The 12,109-nt window shown below is 56.1% G+C and carries 12 protein-coding genes; 4 read left to right on the forward strand and 8 right to left on the reverse strand.

All coding sequences use genetic code 11. The features are described 5' to 3' along the window. The first annotated feature begins 66 nt into the window (after positions 1 to 66). Both thiL and pgpA read left to right on the forward strand, forming a co-directional pair. On the forward strand, positions 67 to 1,044 hold the full coding sequence (gene thiL / locus C0557_RS04985; RefSeq protein WP_064568194.1) for a thiamine-phosphate kinase: 978 nt from the start codon (positions 67 to 69) through the stop codon (positions 1,042 to 1,044). Then, complete coding sequence (gene pgpA, locus C0557_RS04990; RefSeq protein ID WP_208657708.1) at positions 1,007 to 1,537, forward strand: phosphatidylglycerophosphatase A; 531 nt, start codon at positions 1,007 to 1,009, stop codon at positions 1,535 to 1,537. Before thiL ends, pgpA begins: the two co-directional genes overlap by 38 nt. A gap of 106 nt (positions 1,538 to 1,643) precedes the next feature. On the opposite strand, the gene C0557_RS04995 is transcribed toward pgpA, so the two are convergent. The 4 genes from C0557_RS04995 to xseB are packed head-to-tail and all read right to left on the reverse strand — an operon-like array spanning position 1,644 to position 5,709. After that, the gene (locus C0557_RS04995) at positions 1,644 to 2,618 is read right to left on the reverse strand and encodes an aldo/keto reductase (protein WP_208657709.1); all 975 of its coding nucleotides are present in this window, start codon (positions 2,616 to 2,618) and stop codon (positions 1,644 to 1,646) included. Between the two features lie 59 nt (positions 2,619 to 2,677). Next, on the reverse strand, positions 2,678 to 4,540 hold the full coding sequence (gene dxs / locus C0557_RS05000; RefSeq protein WP_208657710.1) for a 1-deoxy-D-xylulose-5-phosphate synthase: 1,863 nt from the start codon (positions 4,538 to 4,540) through the stop codon (positions 2,678 to 2,680). A gap of 24 nt (positions 4,541 to 4,564) precedes the next feature. Then, positions 4,565 to 5,464, reverse strand: coding sequence for a (2E,6E)-farnesyl diphosphate synthase (gene ispA, locus C0557_RS05005; RefSeq protein ID WP_208657711.1), 900 nt, complete (start codon positions 5,462 to 5,464; stop codon positions 4,565 to 4,567). A 2-nt stretch (positions 5,465 to 5,466) separates the two neighbouring features. After that, on the reverse strand, positions 5,467 to 5,709 hold the full coding sequence (gene xseB / locus C0557_RS05010) for an exodeoxyribonuclease VII small subunit (RefSeq protein WP_208657712.1): 243 nt from the start codon (positions 5,707 to 5,709) through the stop codon (positions 5,467 to 5,469). 214 nt (positions 5,710 to 5,923) lie between these two features. On the opposite strand from xseB, the gene thiI reads away from it, so the two are divergent. Continuing rightward, entirely contained in the window at positions 5,924 to 7,372 is a 1,449-nt protein-coding gene (gene thiI / locus C0557_RS05015) for a tRNA uracil 4-sulfurtransferase ThiI (protein WP_208657713.1), read from the forward strand. 142 nt (positions 7,373 to 7,514) lie between these two features. Here the strand turns inward: thiI and yajL are convergent, their stop codons facing one another. Beyond that, entirely contained in the window at positions 7,515 to 8,108 is a 594-nt protein-coding gene (yajL, locus tag C0557_RS05020; RefSeq protein ID WP_007373521.1) for a protein deglycase YajL, read from the reverse strand. Next, positions 8,071 to 8,982: a 2-dehydropantoate 2-reductase gene (gene panE / locus C0557_RS05025; protein ID WP_208657714.1), complete on the reverse strand. Its 912-nt coding sequence runs from the start codon at positions 8,980 to 8,982 to the stop codon at positions 8,071 to 8,073. The genes yajL and panE overlap by 38 nt, the downstream gene beginning before the upstream one ends. A 139-nt stretch (positions 8,983 to 9,121) precedes the next feature. Between panE and C0557_RS05030 the strand changes: the two genes are divergently transcribed. Further along, entirely contained in the window at positions 9,122 to 9,613 is a 492-nt protein-coding gene (locus C0557_RS05030) for a YajQ family cyclic di-GMP-binding protein (protein WP_072438179.1), read from the forward strand. Between the two features lie 40 nt (positions 9,614 to 9,653). On the opposite strand, the gene C0557_RS05035 is transcribed toward C0557_RS05030, so the two are convergent. Both C0557_RS05035 and cyoE read right to left on the reverse strand, forming a co-directional pair. Next, positions 9,654 to 11,015 carry an MFS transporter gene (locus C0557_RS05035; protein WP_208657715.1) on the reverse strand — a complete coding sequence of 454 codons (1,362 nt, stop codon included), beginning with the start codon at positions 11,013 to 11,015 and terminating at the stop codon, positions 9,654 to 9,656. A 195-nt stretch (positions 11,016 to 11,210) separates the two neighbouring features. Then, entirely contained in the window at positions 11,211 to 12,098 is an 888-nt protein-coding gene (gene cyoE, locus C0557_RS05040) for a heme o synthase (protein ID WP_035887280.1), read from the reverse strand. Between the last annotated feature and the right edge of the window lie 11 nt (positions 12,099 to 12,109).

A 12,109-nucleotide genomic window follows, 5' to 3' on the forward strand; every position in this document is an offset into this window, starting at 1 on the left:
CCGGTGATAAGCGATGCTTTGCGCGCCTGTCCCGGCTTTTTCTTTTTTCTACCGAGGCATTAACGTATGGCATGCGGCGAATTTTCCCTGATTGCCCGTTACTTTGACCGTGTACGAAATTCCCGTCGCGATGTAGAAACCGGCATTGGCGATGACTGTGCTCTGCTCAACGTTGTTGAAAAACAGACGCTGGCGATCAGCGTCGATACGCTGGTGGCGGGCAACCATTTTCTGCCGGAGATCGATCCTGCGGATTTGGCCTGCAAAGCACTGGCAGTGAATTTAAGCGATCTGGCTGCCGTGGGCGCAGATCCGGCGTGGATGACGCTGGCGCTTACGTTGCCGGAGGTAGATGAAAGCTGGCTGGAAAAATTCAGCGACAGCCTGTTTGAGCAGCTGAGTTACTACGATATGCAGTTGATTGGCGGCGATACCACGCGCGGCCCGCTGTCGATGACCATCGGCATTCATGGCTATGTGCCGCCGGGACGGGCAATGAAGCGCTCTGGCGCTAAACCGGGCGACTGGATTTATGTTACCGGAACGCCGGGCGACAGCGCTGCTGGCCTGGCGATTTTGCAGCAGCGTTTAGCCGTCGGCGATAAAGCCGATGCGGAGTATCTGCTTAAGCGTCATTTGCGGCCAACCCCGCGCGTGTTGCATGGTCAGGCGCTACGCAACCTAGCAAGCTCGGCGATCGATCTCTCCGACGGCCTGATCTCCGATTTGGCGCACATACTGAAAGCCAGCCAGTGCGGCGCGCGTATCGATCTGGATGCATTACCTTTCTCCGACGCGTTCAGCCGCCACGTAGAGCCTGAGCAGGCGCTGCGCTGGGCGCTTTCCGGCGGTGAAGATTATGAATTGTGTTTTACCGTGCCGGAGCTGAACCGTGGGGCGCTGGATGTCGCCATCGGCCAGCTCGGCGTGCCTTTTACCTGCATCGGGCAGATCAGCGCCGATGTGGAGGGGCTGCATTTTACCCGTGGCGGCAAGGCTGTCGCCCTTGACTGGAAAGGATACGACCATTTTGCCGAGAGCTAAAGATATAGCCAAAAGCCGTCTGAACTTGCGAAACCCCTGGCATTTGCTGGCAACCGGGTTTGGTAGCGGTTTAAGCCCGATTGTGCCGGGCACCATGGGTTCGTTGGCGGCGATCCCCTTCTGGTGGGCGATGATATTTCTGCCCTGGCAGCTCTATTCGCTGGTGGTCATGCTGGGGATTTGCCTCGGCGTGTATCTGTGCCACCAGACGGCAAAAGATATGGGCGTACACGATCACGGCAGCATTGTCTGGGATGAGTTCATTGGAATGTGGATCACGCTGATGGCGCTTCCGACCAATGACTGGCAGTGGGTCGCCGTCGGCTTTGTGCTGTTCCGTATTCTGGATATGTGGAAACCGTGGCCGATTCGCTGGTTCGATCGCAATGTTCACGGCGGGATGGGGATCATGGTCGATGATATCATTGCCGGGATCATCGCTGCCGGGCTGTTGTATCTGATTGGCCACCACTGGCCGATTGGCTTGATCTGAGGGTGATGCGCCTTATCCGGCCATGGATTGTGCTCTGACATTCGATGATGATGTAGGCCCGGTAAGCGCCAGCGCCACCGGGCATTTTACTTTCTGGGGTTACGGGTTATTTAAATCCTACCACCGGGTGCTGTTTGTACGGGGTTTCCAGCTCGGCAATCTGTTCCGGTTTCAGCGTTAAATCCACCGCGCCTAACAACTCTTCCAACTGCTCTTCGCGGGATGTGCCAATAATCGGCGCAGCGACGCCTGGTTTACTCAGCAGCCAGGACAACGCCACCTGGGCGCGGGAAGCACCGACATCTTCCGCCACACCGGCCAGGCGCTCGGCAATCTGGCTGTCATTTTCATCGGTTTCGCTGTACAGCGTCTTGCCGAATTCGTCCGACACCAGACGCGCCGTGGTTTCTCCCCACGGGCGGGTTAAACGTCCGCGCGCCAGCGGGCTCCACGGAATAATCGCCACGCCTTCCTTGTAACACAGCGGCAGCATCTCGCGCTCTTCCTCGCGATAGATCAGATTGTAGTGATCCTGCATGGTGACAAAACGCGCCCAGCCATTTTCCTGCTGCAAGGCCAGCGCGTGAGCGAACTGGCGAGCGTGCATAGATGACGCGCCGATATAGCGCGCTTTGCCCGCTTTCACCACTTCATCAAGGGCTTCGAGCGTCTCTTCAATGGGCGTGTGGTAATCCCAGCGATGGATTTGCAGTAGATCGACATACTCCATGCCCAGCCGTCGCAGGCTATCGTCGATGGAGCGCAGGATCTGCGCGCGGGAGAGGCCTTCCGCCAGATCGCCCACCTGGTGATAGACTTTGGTGGCGACCACCACCTCGTCGCGGCGGGCGAAATCGCGTAGTGCGCGTCCGACAATCTCTTCGCTGCTGCCATTGGAATAGCTGTTGGCGGTATCAAAGAAGTTAATGCCGCCTTCCAGCGCGCGCTGAATGATAGGGCGGCTGCTCTCTTCCGGTAGTGTCCAGGCGTGTTTGCCCCGGTCAGGTTCGCCAAACGTCATGCAGCCAAGGCAAAGGCGGGAAACCTTAAGGTCTGTTTTTCCTAATGTGTTGTATTGCATGGTTCCACTCCTGCTATGAAAAACTTACGTTTAAGCATAGCAGGAGCGGCAGGGGAGGATCAGGCGAGCCAGTTACGGATGCGGGATTCGATGCCTGCGGCGTTCAGCCCCAGATCGGCGCGGGCTTCATCCTGCGTACCCTGCGGGATGAAGAAATCCGGCAGGCCGAGATTGAGCACCGGCACCGGTTTGCGGTGCGCCATCAGCACTTCGTTGACGCCGCTGCCAGCGCCGCCTGCAATAGCGTTTTCTTCCAGCGTTACCAGTGAGTCATGACGCGCAGCGGTTTCCAGAATCAGCGCTTCGTCCAGCGGTTTGGCAAAACGCATGTCGATAAGCGTTGCGTTCAGGGCTTCGGCGGCTTTTTGCGCTTCCGGCAATAATGTACCGAAGTTCAGAATCGCCAGCTTCTCGCCCTCGCGTTTCACCACGCCTTTACCGATCGGCAGTTTCTCCAGCGGCTCCAACGGTACGCCAACGGCATTGCCGCGCGGGTAACGTACGGCACTTGGGCCATCGGCATAGTGATAGCCGGTAAACAGCATCTGACGGCACTCGTTTTCATCGCTTGGCGTCATGATGACCATGCCCGGGATACAGCGCAGGTAGGAGATATCAAAAGCGCCCTGGTGCGTCTGCCCGTCGGCACCGACAATCCCGGCGCGATCGATGGCGAACAGCACCGGCAGTTTCTGGATCGCCACATCGTGGATCACCTGATCATAGGCGCGCTGCAGGAAGGTGGAGTAGATCGCCACCACTGGTTTGTAGCCGCCAATCGCCAGCCCGGCCGCGAAAGTCACGGCATGCTGCTCGGCAATGGCAACATCAAAATATTGATCCGGGTATTTGCGTGAAAACTCGACCATGCCGGAACCTTCGCGCATCGCTGGCGTGATCGCCATCAGCTTGTCGTCTTTGGCGGCGGTTTCGCACAGCCAGTCGCCGAAAATCTTCGAATAACTCGGCATGCCGCCGCTGCTTTTCGGCAGCGTACCGCTGGTCGGATCGAATTTCGGCACCGCGTGGAAGGTGATCGGATCTTTTTCGGCCGGCTCATAGCCGCGCCCTTTTTTGGTCATAATATGCAGGAACTGCGGACCTTTCAGATCGCGCATATTGCGCAGGGTCTGCACCAGCCCCAGCACATCGTGACCGTCCACCGGGCCAATGTAGTTAAAGCCCAGCTCTTCAAACAAGGTGCCTGGCACGACCATGCCTTTGATATGTTCTTCGGTACGCTTGATCAACTCTTTGATCGGCGGTACGCCGGAAAGCACTTTTTTGCCGCCTTCGCGCAGGGTGGAGTAGAGCTTGCCGGAGAGCAGCTGCGCCAGGTGATTGTTCAGCGCGCCGACGTTCTCGGAAATCGACATCTCGTTATCGTTCAGCACAACCAGCATATCCGGGCGGATATCACCGGCGTGGTTCATCGCTTCGAAGGCCATGCCAGCGGTGATCGCGCCATCGCCAATCACGCAGACGGTGCGGCGCTGTTTGCCCTCTTTGGCGGCGGCGACGGCAACGCCAATTCCCGCGCTGATAGAGGTGGAGGAGTGACCAACGCTGAGAACGTCGTATTCGCTTTCGCCGCGCCATGGGAACGGATGCAGACCGTTTTTCTGCCGGATGGTGTCGATTTTGTCACGACGCCCGGTAAGAATTTTGTGCGGATAGGCCTGGTGGCCGACGTCCCAGATTAACTGATCGAACGGCGTGTTGTAGACGTAATGTAACGCGACGGTCAGTTCGACCGTGCCAAGCCCGGAGGCGAAGTGCCCGCTGGAGCGGCTTACGCTGTCAAGCAGATAGCGACGCAGTTCGTCGCACAGCTTCGGTAGACTCTCTTTCGGCAGCAGACGCAACTCTTGTGTGGTATCTACCAGCGCCAGCGTCGGGTATTTGGCTATATCAAAACTCATCAGCAACTCATCTAGTGTGTCGTTTTATTTATCACGCTGGATTATATAATTCGCCAGTGCTTCCAGTGCCGTCGTATCAAGCGACTGTGCAGCCAGCAGGCTAAGCGCCTGTCGGGCATCGTCAATCAGGTCGCGGGCTTTTGTCCGGGCTTGCTCAAGGCCCAGAAGTGCGGGATAGGTACTTTTCCCCAGGTGCTGATCGGCGCCCTGGCGCTTACCAAGGGTGGCAGTATCGCCGACCACATCCAGAATGTCATCCTGAACCTGGAACGCCAGACCGATGCTCTGAGCGTAGCGATCGAGCTGAGGCAAGGCTTCCCGGCCTCTGTCGCCCGCGCTCAGCGCGCCCATTTTGACTGCCGCACGGATCAGCGCGCCGGTTTTGTGACGATGGATTTGCTCCAGCGATTCCAGCGAGATTTGCTCGCCTTCAGCCGCCAGATCCAGCGCCTGGCCTCCGCACATGCCAGCCACGCCGCTGGAGATCGCAAGCGTTGATACCATCGCCAGCCGATCGTGCGCCGCCACTTCCGGCATCGGCGCATCGGCGAGAATCGAGAAAGCCAGCGTCTGCAATGCATCACCCGCAAGAATGGCATTGGCTTCACCAAATTTAATATGGCAGGTTGGCAGGCCACGGCGTAAATCGTCGTCGTCCATCGCTGGCAGATCGTCGTGGATCAGCGAGTAAGCATGGATGCACTCCACTGCGGCTGCGGGCGCATCCAGCGTTTGCTGGCTGACGCCGAACATCGAACCGGTTGCGTAGACCAGAAACGGACGCAGACGTTTACCGCCTAATAGTGTGCCATACTGGATAGCCTCAACCAGAGGAGTGTTCTGAAAGGGCAACGGAGCGATAAAACGGCGCAGCGCGTCGTTGGCCCGATCGACGCAGGCCTGCAATTGTTGATTAAAATCCATCGTTATTCAGCGTCCGGTGCGAAAGGCTTTAACGCCGCCTCTTCGGAATCGGAAAGCAGGATCTGCACGCGCTGCTCCGCCTGCTGTAACTTTACCTGCCCCTGGCGCGCCAGTTGCACGCCACGTTCGAATTCATTGAGTGCCTCTTCGAGCGGAAGATCGCCGCTTTCAAGACGAGTGACAATCTGTTCCAGCTCGCTCAGCGCTGTTTCGAAACTGGCCGGTGCTTCGTTTTTCTTTGGCATAGTGAATGTCTGACTCTTCTATTATTCATCCTGACGCAATTTAGCTATGGTAGCGGAGTCGTGGCACTTAGCCAATTACGCTCAAGGGTAATGCATTGCGCAAGGTCTATTCGATGGTGGTATACTTCCGCGCCTGGATGCAGCCGCGGGTATGGGCTGCTGTATTATTTTCCCTCACAGGCCCAGCTGGGCTTGCCAACGAACCATTGCCGCCATGAAGTTTATCATTAAATTGTTCCCGGAAATCACCATCAAAAGCCAATCTGTGCGCTTGCGCTTTATTAAAATTCTGACCGGGAATATTCGTAACGTTCTGAAGCACTACGACGAAACCCTTGCCGTTGTGCGCCACTGGGACCATATCGAAGTCCGCGCCAAAGATGAAAACCAGCGTCTGGCTATTCGCGATGCGCTGACCCGCATTCCGGGGATCCACCATATTCTGGAAGTGGAAGATGTGCCTTTCACTTCTCTGCACGATATTTTTGAGAAAGCGCTGGTGCAGTATCGCGAGCAGATTGAAGGTAAAACCTTCTGCGTGCGCGTGAAACGCCGCGGTAAACATGAATTCAGCTCTATTGAAGTGGAACGTTACGTGGGCGGCGGGCTGAACCAGCATGTCGAATCTGCGCGCGTGAAGCTGACGCACCCGGATGTGACGGTGAATCTGGAAATCGAAGATGACCGTCTGCTGCTGGTAAAAGGCCGTTATGAAGGGATTGGCGGTTTTCCGATTGGCACTCAGGAAGATGTCCTGTCGCTGATTTCCGGCGGTTTCGACTCCGGCGTTTCCAGCTATATGCTGATGCGTCGCGGCTGCCGCGTACACTACTGCTTCTTTAATCTCGGCGGCGCAGCCCATGAAATTGGTGTTCGCCAGGTGGCGCATTATCTGTGGAACCGCTTTGGCAGTTCGCACCGTGTGCGTTTTGTGGCAATCAATTTTGAACCGGTGGTCGGCGAGATCCTCGAAAAAGTCGATGACGGCCAAATGGGCGTGGTGCTGAAACGCATGATGGTGCGCGCCGCATCGAAAGTCGCTGAACGTTACGGCGTGCAGGCGCTGGTGACCGGTGAGGCGCTGGGGCAGGTTTCCAGCCAGACGCTGACCAACCTGCGTCTGATTGATAACGTCTCCGATACGCTGATCCTGCGCCCGCTCATCTCTTACGATAAAGAGCACATTATCGATCTGGCGCGTGAAATCGGTACTGAGGATTTTGCCCGCACGATGCCGGAATATTGCGGCGTGATCTCCAAAAGCCCAACGGTGAAGGCGGTGAAAGCGAAGATCGAAGCGGAAGAAACGCACTTTGATTTCGCTATCCTCGACCAGGTTGTGGCGGAAGCCAGCAATATTGATATCCGTGAAATCGCTCAGCAAACCCAGCAAGAGGTGGTGGAAGTTGAAACGGTTAACGGTTTCGGCCCGAACGATGTGGTGCTGGATATCCGTTCGATTGACGAACAGGATGATAAGCCGCTGAAGCTGGAAGGCGTTGATGTGGTGTCGCTGCCGTTCTACAAGCTGAGCACCAAGTTTGGCGATCTGGATCAGAACAAAACCTGGCTGCTGTGGTGCGAGCGCGGCGTGATGAGCCGCTTGCAGGCGCTCTATCTGCGCGAGCAGGGCTTCCAGAATGTGAAGGTTTATCGCCCGTAAACACAATGCCGGATGGCGGCTTCGCCTTCATCCGGCCTGCAAGAGCACGAGCCTGAATCCGGTTGTGCCGGAGGAAGGGCTGGTGTAGGCCGGATAAGCGTCAGCGCCATCCGGCAATCAACGCCTCCGGGCACTGAAATGTCTACGCTTCGTAGTAGTTATAAATCCCCGCCGCCATCACCAGCTGCGACGCCACTTCATGGGCTTTTTCGCGCCCGACCAGCAGATCGATAATCTTCAGGCCAAAATCAATGGCCGTGCCTGGCCCCTGGCTGGTCAATAAATTCACCCGTGGATCCCACACCACGCGCTTATCCTGCCACTGTTCGGGCGGAATCGTCTCTTTCAGCCCCGGGAAACCGGTCATATTGCCAATCGGGAAGAGCTGATGCGGCACCAGCACTGTACCGGCGGCGGCACAAATGGCGGCAACAATGCGCCCGGAAAGGTGGAACTGGCGAACGGTTTCGACCAGCAGCGGGCTGTCGCGAAAGCACTCCGCGCCTTTCAGGCCGCCCGGCAACACGATCGCATCGAAATCCCCATCCGCCACTTCAACCAGCGGCGCATCGGCCAGCAGTTTAACCCCGCGCGAGCAGGTAATAACCAGGTTGCCGTCGCTGGCGACGCTGGCAGTAGTGACAGCAATACCGCCGCGGACCAGCAGATCGATCGTCGTGACCGCTTCGGTCTCTTCACTACCAGGGGCGAGGCATATCAGAGCTGATGCGCTCATACTCACTCTCCTTACGTTTAATCATTTCATACAGACGGGCGTTTTCCGGCACCGCAATACCGTGCGCGCGGGCGCGTTTGAGCAGGTAGCCAGTAATATAATCACTCTCGGTGTGCCGCAGGGCGCGCACATCCTGGAGCATTGATGAAATATTTTCCGCTGTATTTTCGATAATCTGCTTCACATAACTCAGCAAATCATCCGCAGAGATATGGTGGCCTTCACGTTCGATAACGGCAGCCACTTCGCGGGTGATTTTTGCCACCTCATCGGGAAATTCGCGCAGATTGCCATTTTTGCAGTCGTACAGGGCGGTCAATGGATTGATCACGCAGTTCACCGCCAGCTTGCGCCACAGCGCCGGGCGAATGGTGTTGTGCCAGGCTACATCCGGCAGCGCTTCTTGCAGGGTATCCGCCAGCGCGCTGAATTCACCGTCCTGCTGCCGCGCCGGGCCAATATGCGTCGTGCCGCTGGCCACATGCACAATCACGTTACCCTCGCGGCGAGCAGCGTGAGTCGTGGTGCCAATCAACAGGGGATTCGGCAGCGCTTTTAGCTCTTCCACGGTGCCCATACCGTTGTGAATCAACAGTACCGGCGCCGCGGGAGAAAGCGCTGTTGCCAGGCTTTTTACCGCATCAGAAACTTGCCAGGCTTTCAGCGTCACCAGCAGCAGATCGCTACGAGCCAAAAATTCAGGATCGTTAGCCGTCAGGGATTCATTAAAAACCGTGCCGTCTTCTTCCACGACATTCACACTGCAAAAAGGCTGAGGTACGCGTAACCAGCCCTGAACTTCATGTCCCTGTTTATACAGCGCTGTTAACCACAATTGCCCTAAAGCACCGCAACCGAGTACGGTAATTCTCATTGTTCCTCCTCACCTGCAACTGCGCCAGGTGTTACTTCAACCATTATAGTGCTGTCGGCTATGCTTCCAGTATTACAAGTTGAGTTATACCTCGTTGCGGGTATTATGCATCGCAACAAATAGAGAGGGAGAAGAAAAGATGCCATCTTTCGATATCGTTTCCGAAGTTGAAATGCGCGAAGTGCAAAACGGCGTTGAGAATGCGACCCGTGAAGTCGCGACACGCTTCGATTTTCGCAACGTTGAAGCCACATTCGATCTGAATGAAGAAAAGCAGACCATTAAGGTGCTGAGCGAATCTGATTTCCAGGTTAACCAGTTGCTGGATATTTTACGTGCCAAGCTGCTGAAACGCGGCATTGAAGGGGCATCGCTGGATGTGCCGGAAGAGTTCGTCCACAGCGGGAAAAACTGGTTTGTGGAAGCAAAGCTGAAGCAGGGGATCGATGCGCCGACGGCGAAGAAAATCATCAAGCTGATTAAAGACAGCAAACTGAAAGTGCAGGCGCAGATTCAGGGTGAAGAGATCCGCGTGACCGGGAAATCCCGTGACGATCTGCAAGCGGTGATGGCACTGGTGCGCGGCGGCAATTTGGGCCAGCCGTTCCAGTTCAAAAACTTCCGCGATTAATCTCTTTCCCCTCCCGTCGGGGGAGGGGAAAATGACCAGCTTAACCTGCGACAGCCTGTTCGACTTCAAAGCGGTTTGTCACTTTGCTGTCGATCTTCACGTAAGCGCTACGCTCTTCCGCTACGACCAATACTTCACTGACACCCGCCGTTGCGTGCAGACGCTGCTGTAGCGCGTCATCAATAGGCACATCGTCAGGAATAGCAATACGCAGGCTGCTGACATAGGGCGGCTCCTGCATGCTGCTGGCAACCAGCAGCCAGACCACGGCCAGCAATGCACCAAACAGGAACACTGTTTGCGAGTCAAATAAACCATCCACCCAGCCGCCGACCGCGCCGCCAATCGCGACGCCGAGAAACTGGCTGGTGGAGTAAATGCCCATTGCCGTTCCTTTATAACCGGCTGGCGCTTCTTTACTGATTAACGACGGCAGCAGCGCTTCCATCAGGTTAAAGGCGAGGAAGAAGGTCTGTACGCCAATTACAATTTCCCAGAAGTAAGCGCCGGCGCCCCACAGCACGATTTCGGCAATCAGCAGCAGCGCAACGCAGAGCACAAACACGCGCTTCATCCGGCGTTTCACTTCGGCGTAGATAATAAACGGCACCACCGAAGCAAAAGAGATAAGCATGGTGACGAGATAGATTTTCCAGTGCTCTGAGGCCGGGAAACCTGCAGACTCAAGCTGACCGGGTAGCGCCACAAACGTCGACATTAGCAGGATATGCAGGCACATAATGCCAAAGTTCAGCTTCAGCAGCTTTGGATTGACGATCACCATGCTAAAGCAATCTTTGACCATTCCCGATTCGCGGTTGCGCACGTGGTGTTTGCTGTCCGGCACGACCCACAGCGTCAGGATGATGCCGATCGTCGCCAGCACGGCAATCATCCAGAACAGTGCATGCAGGCCTAAAAGATGCGTGATGATCGGTCCTAAAACCATGGCAATGGCAAATGTGACGCCGAAGCTGACGCCGATAAATGCCATCGCCTTGGTGCGATTTTGCTCGCGAGTGAGATCCGACAGCAGCGCCATGACAGCGGCGGCAATCGCCCCGGAGCCTTGCAGCGCGCGGCCAAGAATAATGCCCCAGATGGAATCGGTGAGCGCGGCAATCACGCTGCCCAGCACGAAGATCGCCAGCCCGCCGACAATCAGCGGCTTGCGGCCGATGCGATCCGAAAGCAGCCCAAAAGGGATCTGAAATACCGCCTGGGCCAGGCCGTAGATGCCGATCGCCAGACCAATCAGGGCTTCCGATGCGCCCTGCAGCGCCATACCGTATGTGGTCAGAACGGGCAGGACCATAAACATGCCGAGCATGCGCAGTGAGAATACAGTCCCTAAACCCCAGGTGGCGCGCAACTCGCCCGGCGTCATTTTATAATCGTTCATTACCACCTCAATTTAAAAACCGGACATAGTGTAGTGCGGCGGCAGGGTAGGGTAAACATGCGGTTATTTAACAAATATTACATATCCTTAGATTTCGTCCTGTTATTGGCTTCACCGTCACAGAGCCAGCAAAGGGCTTACTCCGGACGAAAAAAAACCGGGTTTCCCCGGTTTTTCCAGTATGGTGCAGCAAGCTTACCAGACGTATGTCAGCAGGCTGTGTGAATCCGGCACCATAAAGTCCACGGACATCATCACGGAAAGGGAAGTGATAGCAACAATGGAGAACACAAACAGTTTGCGCGCCCACACTTTGTCATCTTCCACTTTGTAACCGCGCAGCGCCATGCCCAGCCACCAGAGGCTTACCGCAGCGGCAACGACCAGGTATTTGTACCCGGCATAGCCGCCCAGCGACAGCATCAGCGTGGCAATGGCAAACGCCAGGATGTACAGCGTGATATGGTTTTTGGCCACGGAAATGCCTTTCACCACCGGCAGTACCGGAATGTTCGCTGCCTGATAATCCTTAAAGCGGAAAATCGCGATGGCATAGGAGTGAGGCATTTGCCACAGGCTGAAAATCGCCAGCAGAATTGCCGCACCGCTATCGAACTCGTTGGTGACCGCGCAGTAGCCAATCACCGGCGGCGCAGCGCCGGAGAGAGAACCAATCAGCGTGCCGTAAACGGAGTGGCGTTTCATGTACAGGCTGTAAACGCCGACATAAACCACGAACCCCATCACCCCCAGCCAGCAGGCCAGCGGGTTGGCGCCAAACCACAGCAGCATAAAGCCAGCAATACCCAACAAGGCGGCGTACACCAGCGAGACTTTTGGCGAGATCAGCCCTCTGACCAGCACCCGGTTTTTCGTTCGTTCCATCTTTTTATCGATGTCACGATCGATGTAGTTGTTAAATACACAACCAGAGGCGACCACCAACGACACGCCAATCAGCGTGTAGAGGAACAGGGGATAGTCGATGTGGCCTTTGGAAGCCAGCAGGAACCCCCCAATCACGGAGATCAGATTGCCAAAAATAATGCCCGGTTTCGTAACTTGCAGGTATTGCTTAAACATACTCGCCGCTC

Source organism: Kosakonia sp. MUSA4 (assembly GCF_013085925.1).
Classification (GTDB): Bacteria; Pseudomonadota; Gammaproteobacteria; order Enterobacterales; family Enterobacteriaceae; genus Kosakonia; species Kosakonia sacchari_B.

Excerpts from the sequence above, each read along its gene's own strand:
- thiL (WP_064568194.1), top strand. The coding sequence starts at position 67 with ATGGCATGCGGCGAATTTTCCCTGATTGCCCGTTACTTTGACCGTGTA.
- C0557_RS04995 (WP_208657709.1), bottom strand. The coding sequence starts at position 2,618 with ATGCAATACAACACATTAGGAAAAACAGACCTTAAGGTTTCCCGCCTT.
- dxs (WP_208657710.1), bottom strand. The coding sequence starts at position 4,540 with ATGAGTTTTGATATAGCCAAATACCCGACGCTGGCGCTGGTAGATACC.
- ispA (WP_208657711.1), bottom strand. The coding sequence starts at position 5,464 with ATGGATTTTAATCAACAATTGCAGGCCTGCGTCGATCGGGCCAACGAC.
- xseB (WP_208657712.1), bottom strand. The coding sequence starts at position 5,709 with ATGCCAAAGAAAAACGAAGCACCGGCCAGTTTCGAAACAGCGCTGAGC.
- thiI (WP_208657713.1), top strand. The coding sequence starts at position 5,924 with ATGAAGTTTATCATTAAATTGTTCCCGGAAATCACCATCAAAAGCCAA.
- yajL (WP_007373521.1), bottom strand. The coding sequence starts at position 8,108 with ATGAGCGCATCAGCTCTGATATGCCTCGCCCCTGGTAGTGAAGAGACC.
- panE (WP_208657714.1), bottom strand. The coding sequence starts at position 8,982 with ATGAGAATTACCGTACTCGGTTGCGGTGCTTTAGGGCAATTGTGGTTA.
- C0557_RS05030 (WP_072438179.1), top strand. The coding sequence starts at position 9,122 with ATGCCATCTTTCGATATCGTTTCCGAAGTTGAAATGCGCGAAGTGCAA.
- C0557_RS05035 (WP_208657715.1), bottom strand. The coding sequence starts at position 11,015 with ATGAACGATTATAAAATGACGCCGGGCGAGTTGCGCGCCACCTGGGGT.
- cyoE (WP_035887280.1), bottom strand. The coding sequence starts at position 12,098 with ATGTTTAAGCAATACCTGCAAGTTACGAAACCGGGCATTATTTTTGGC.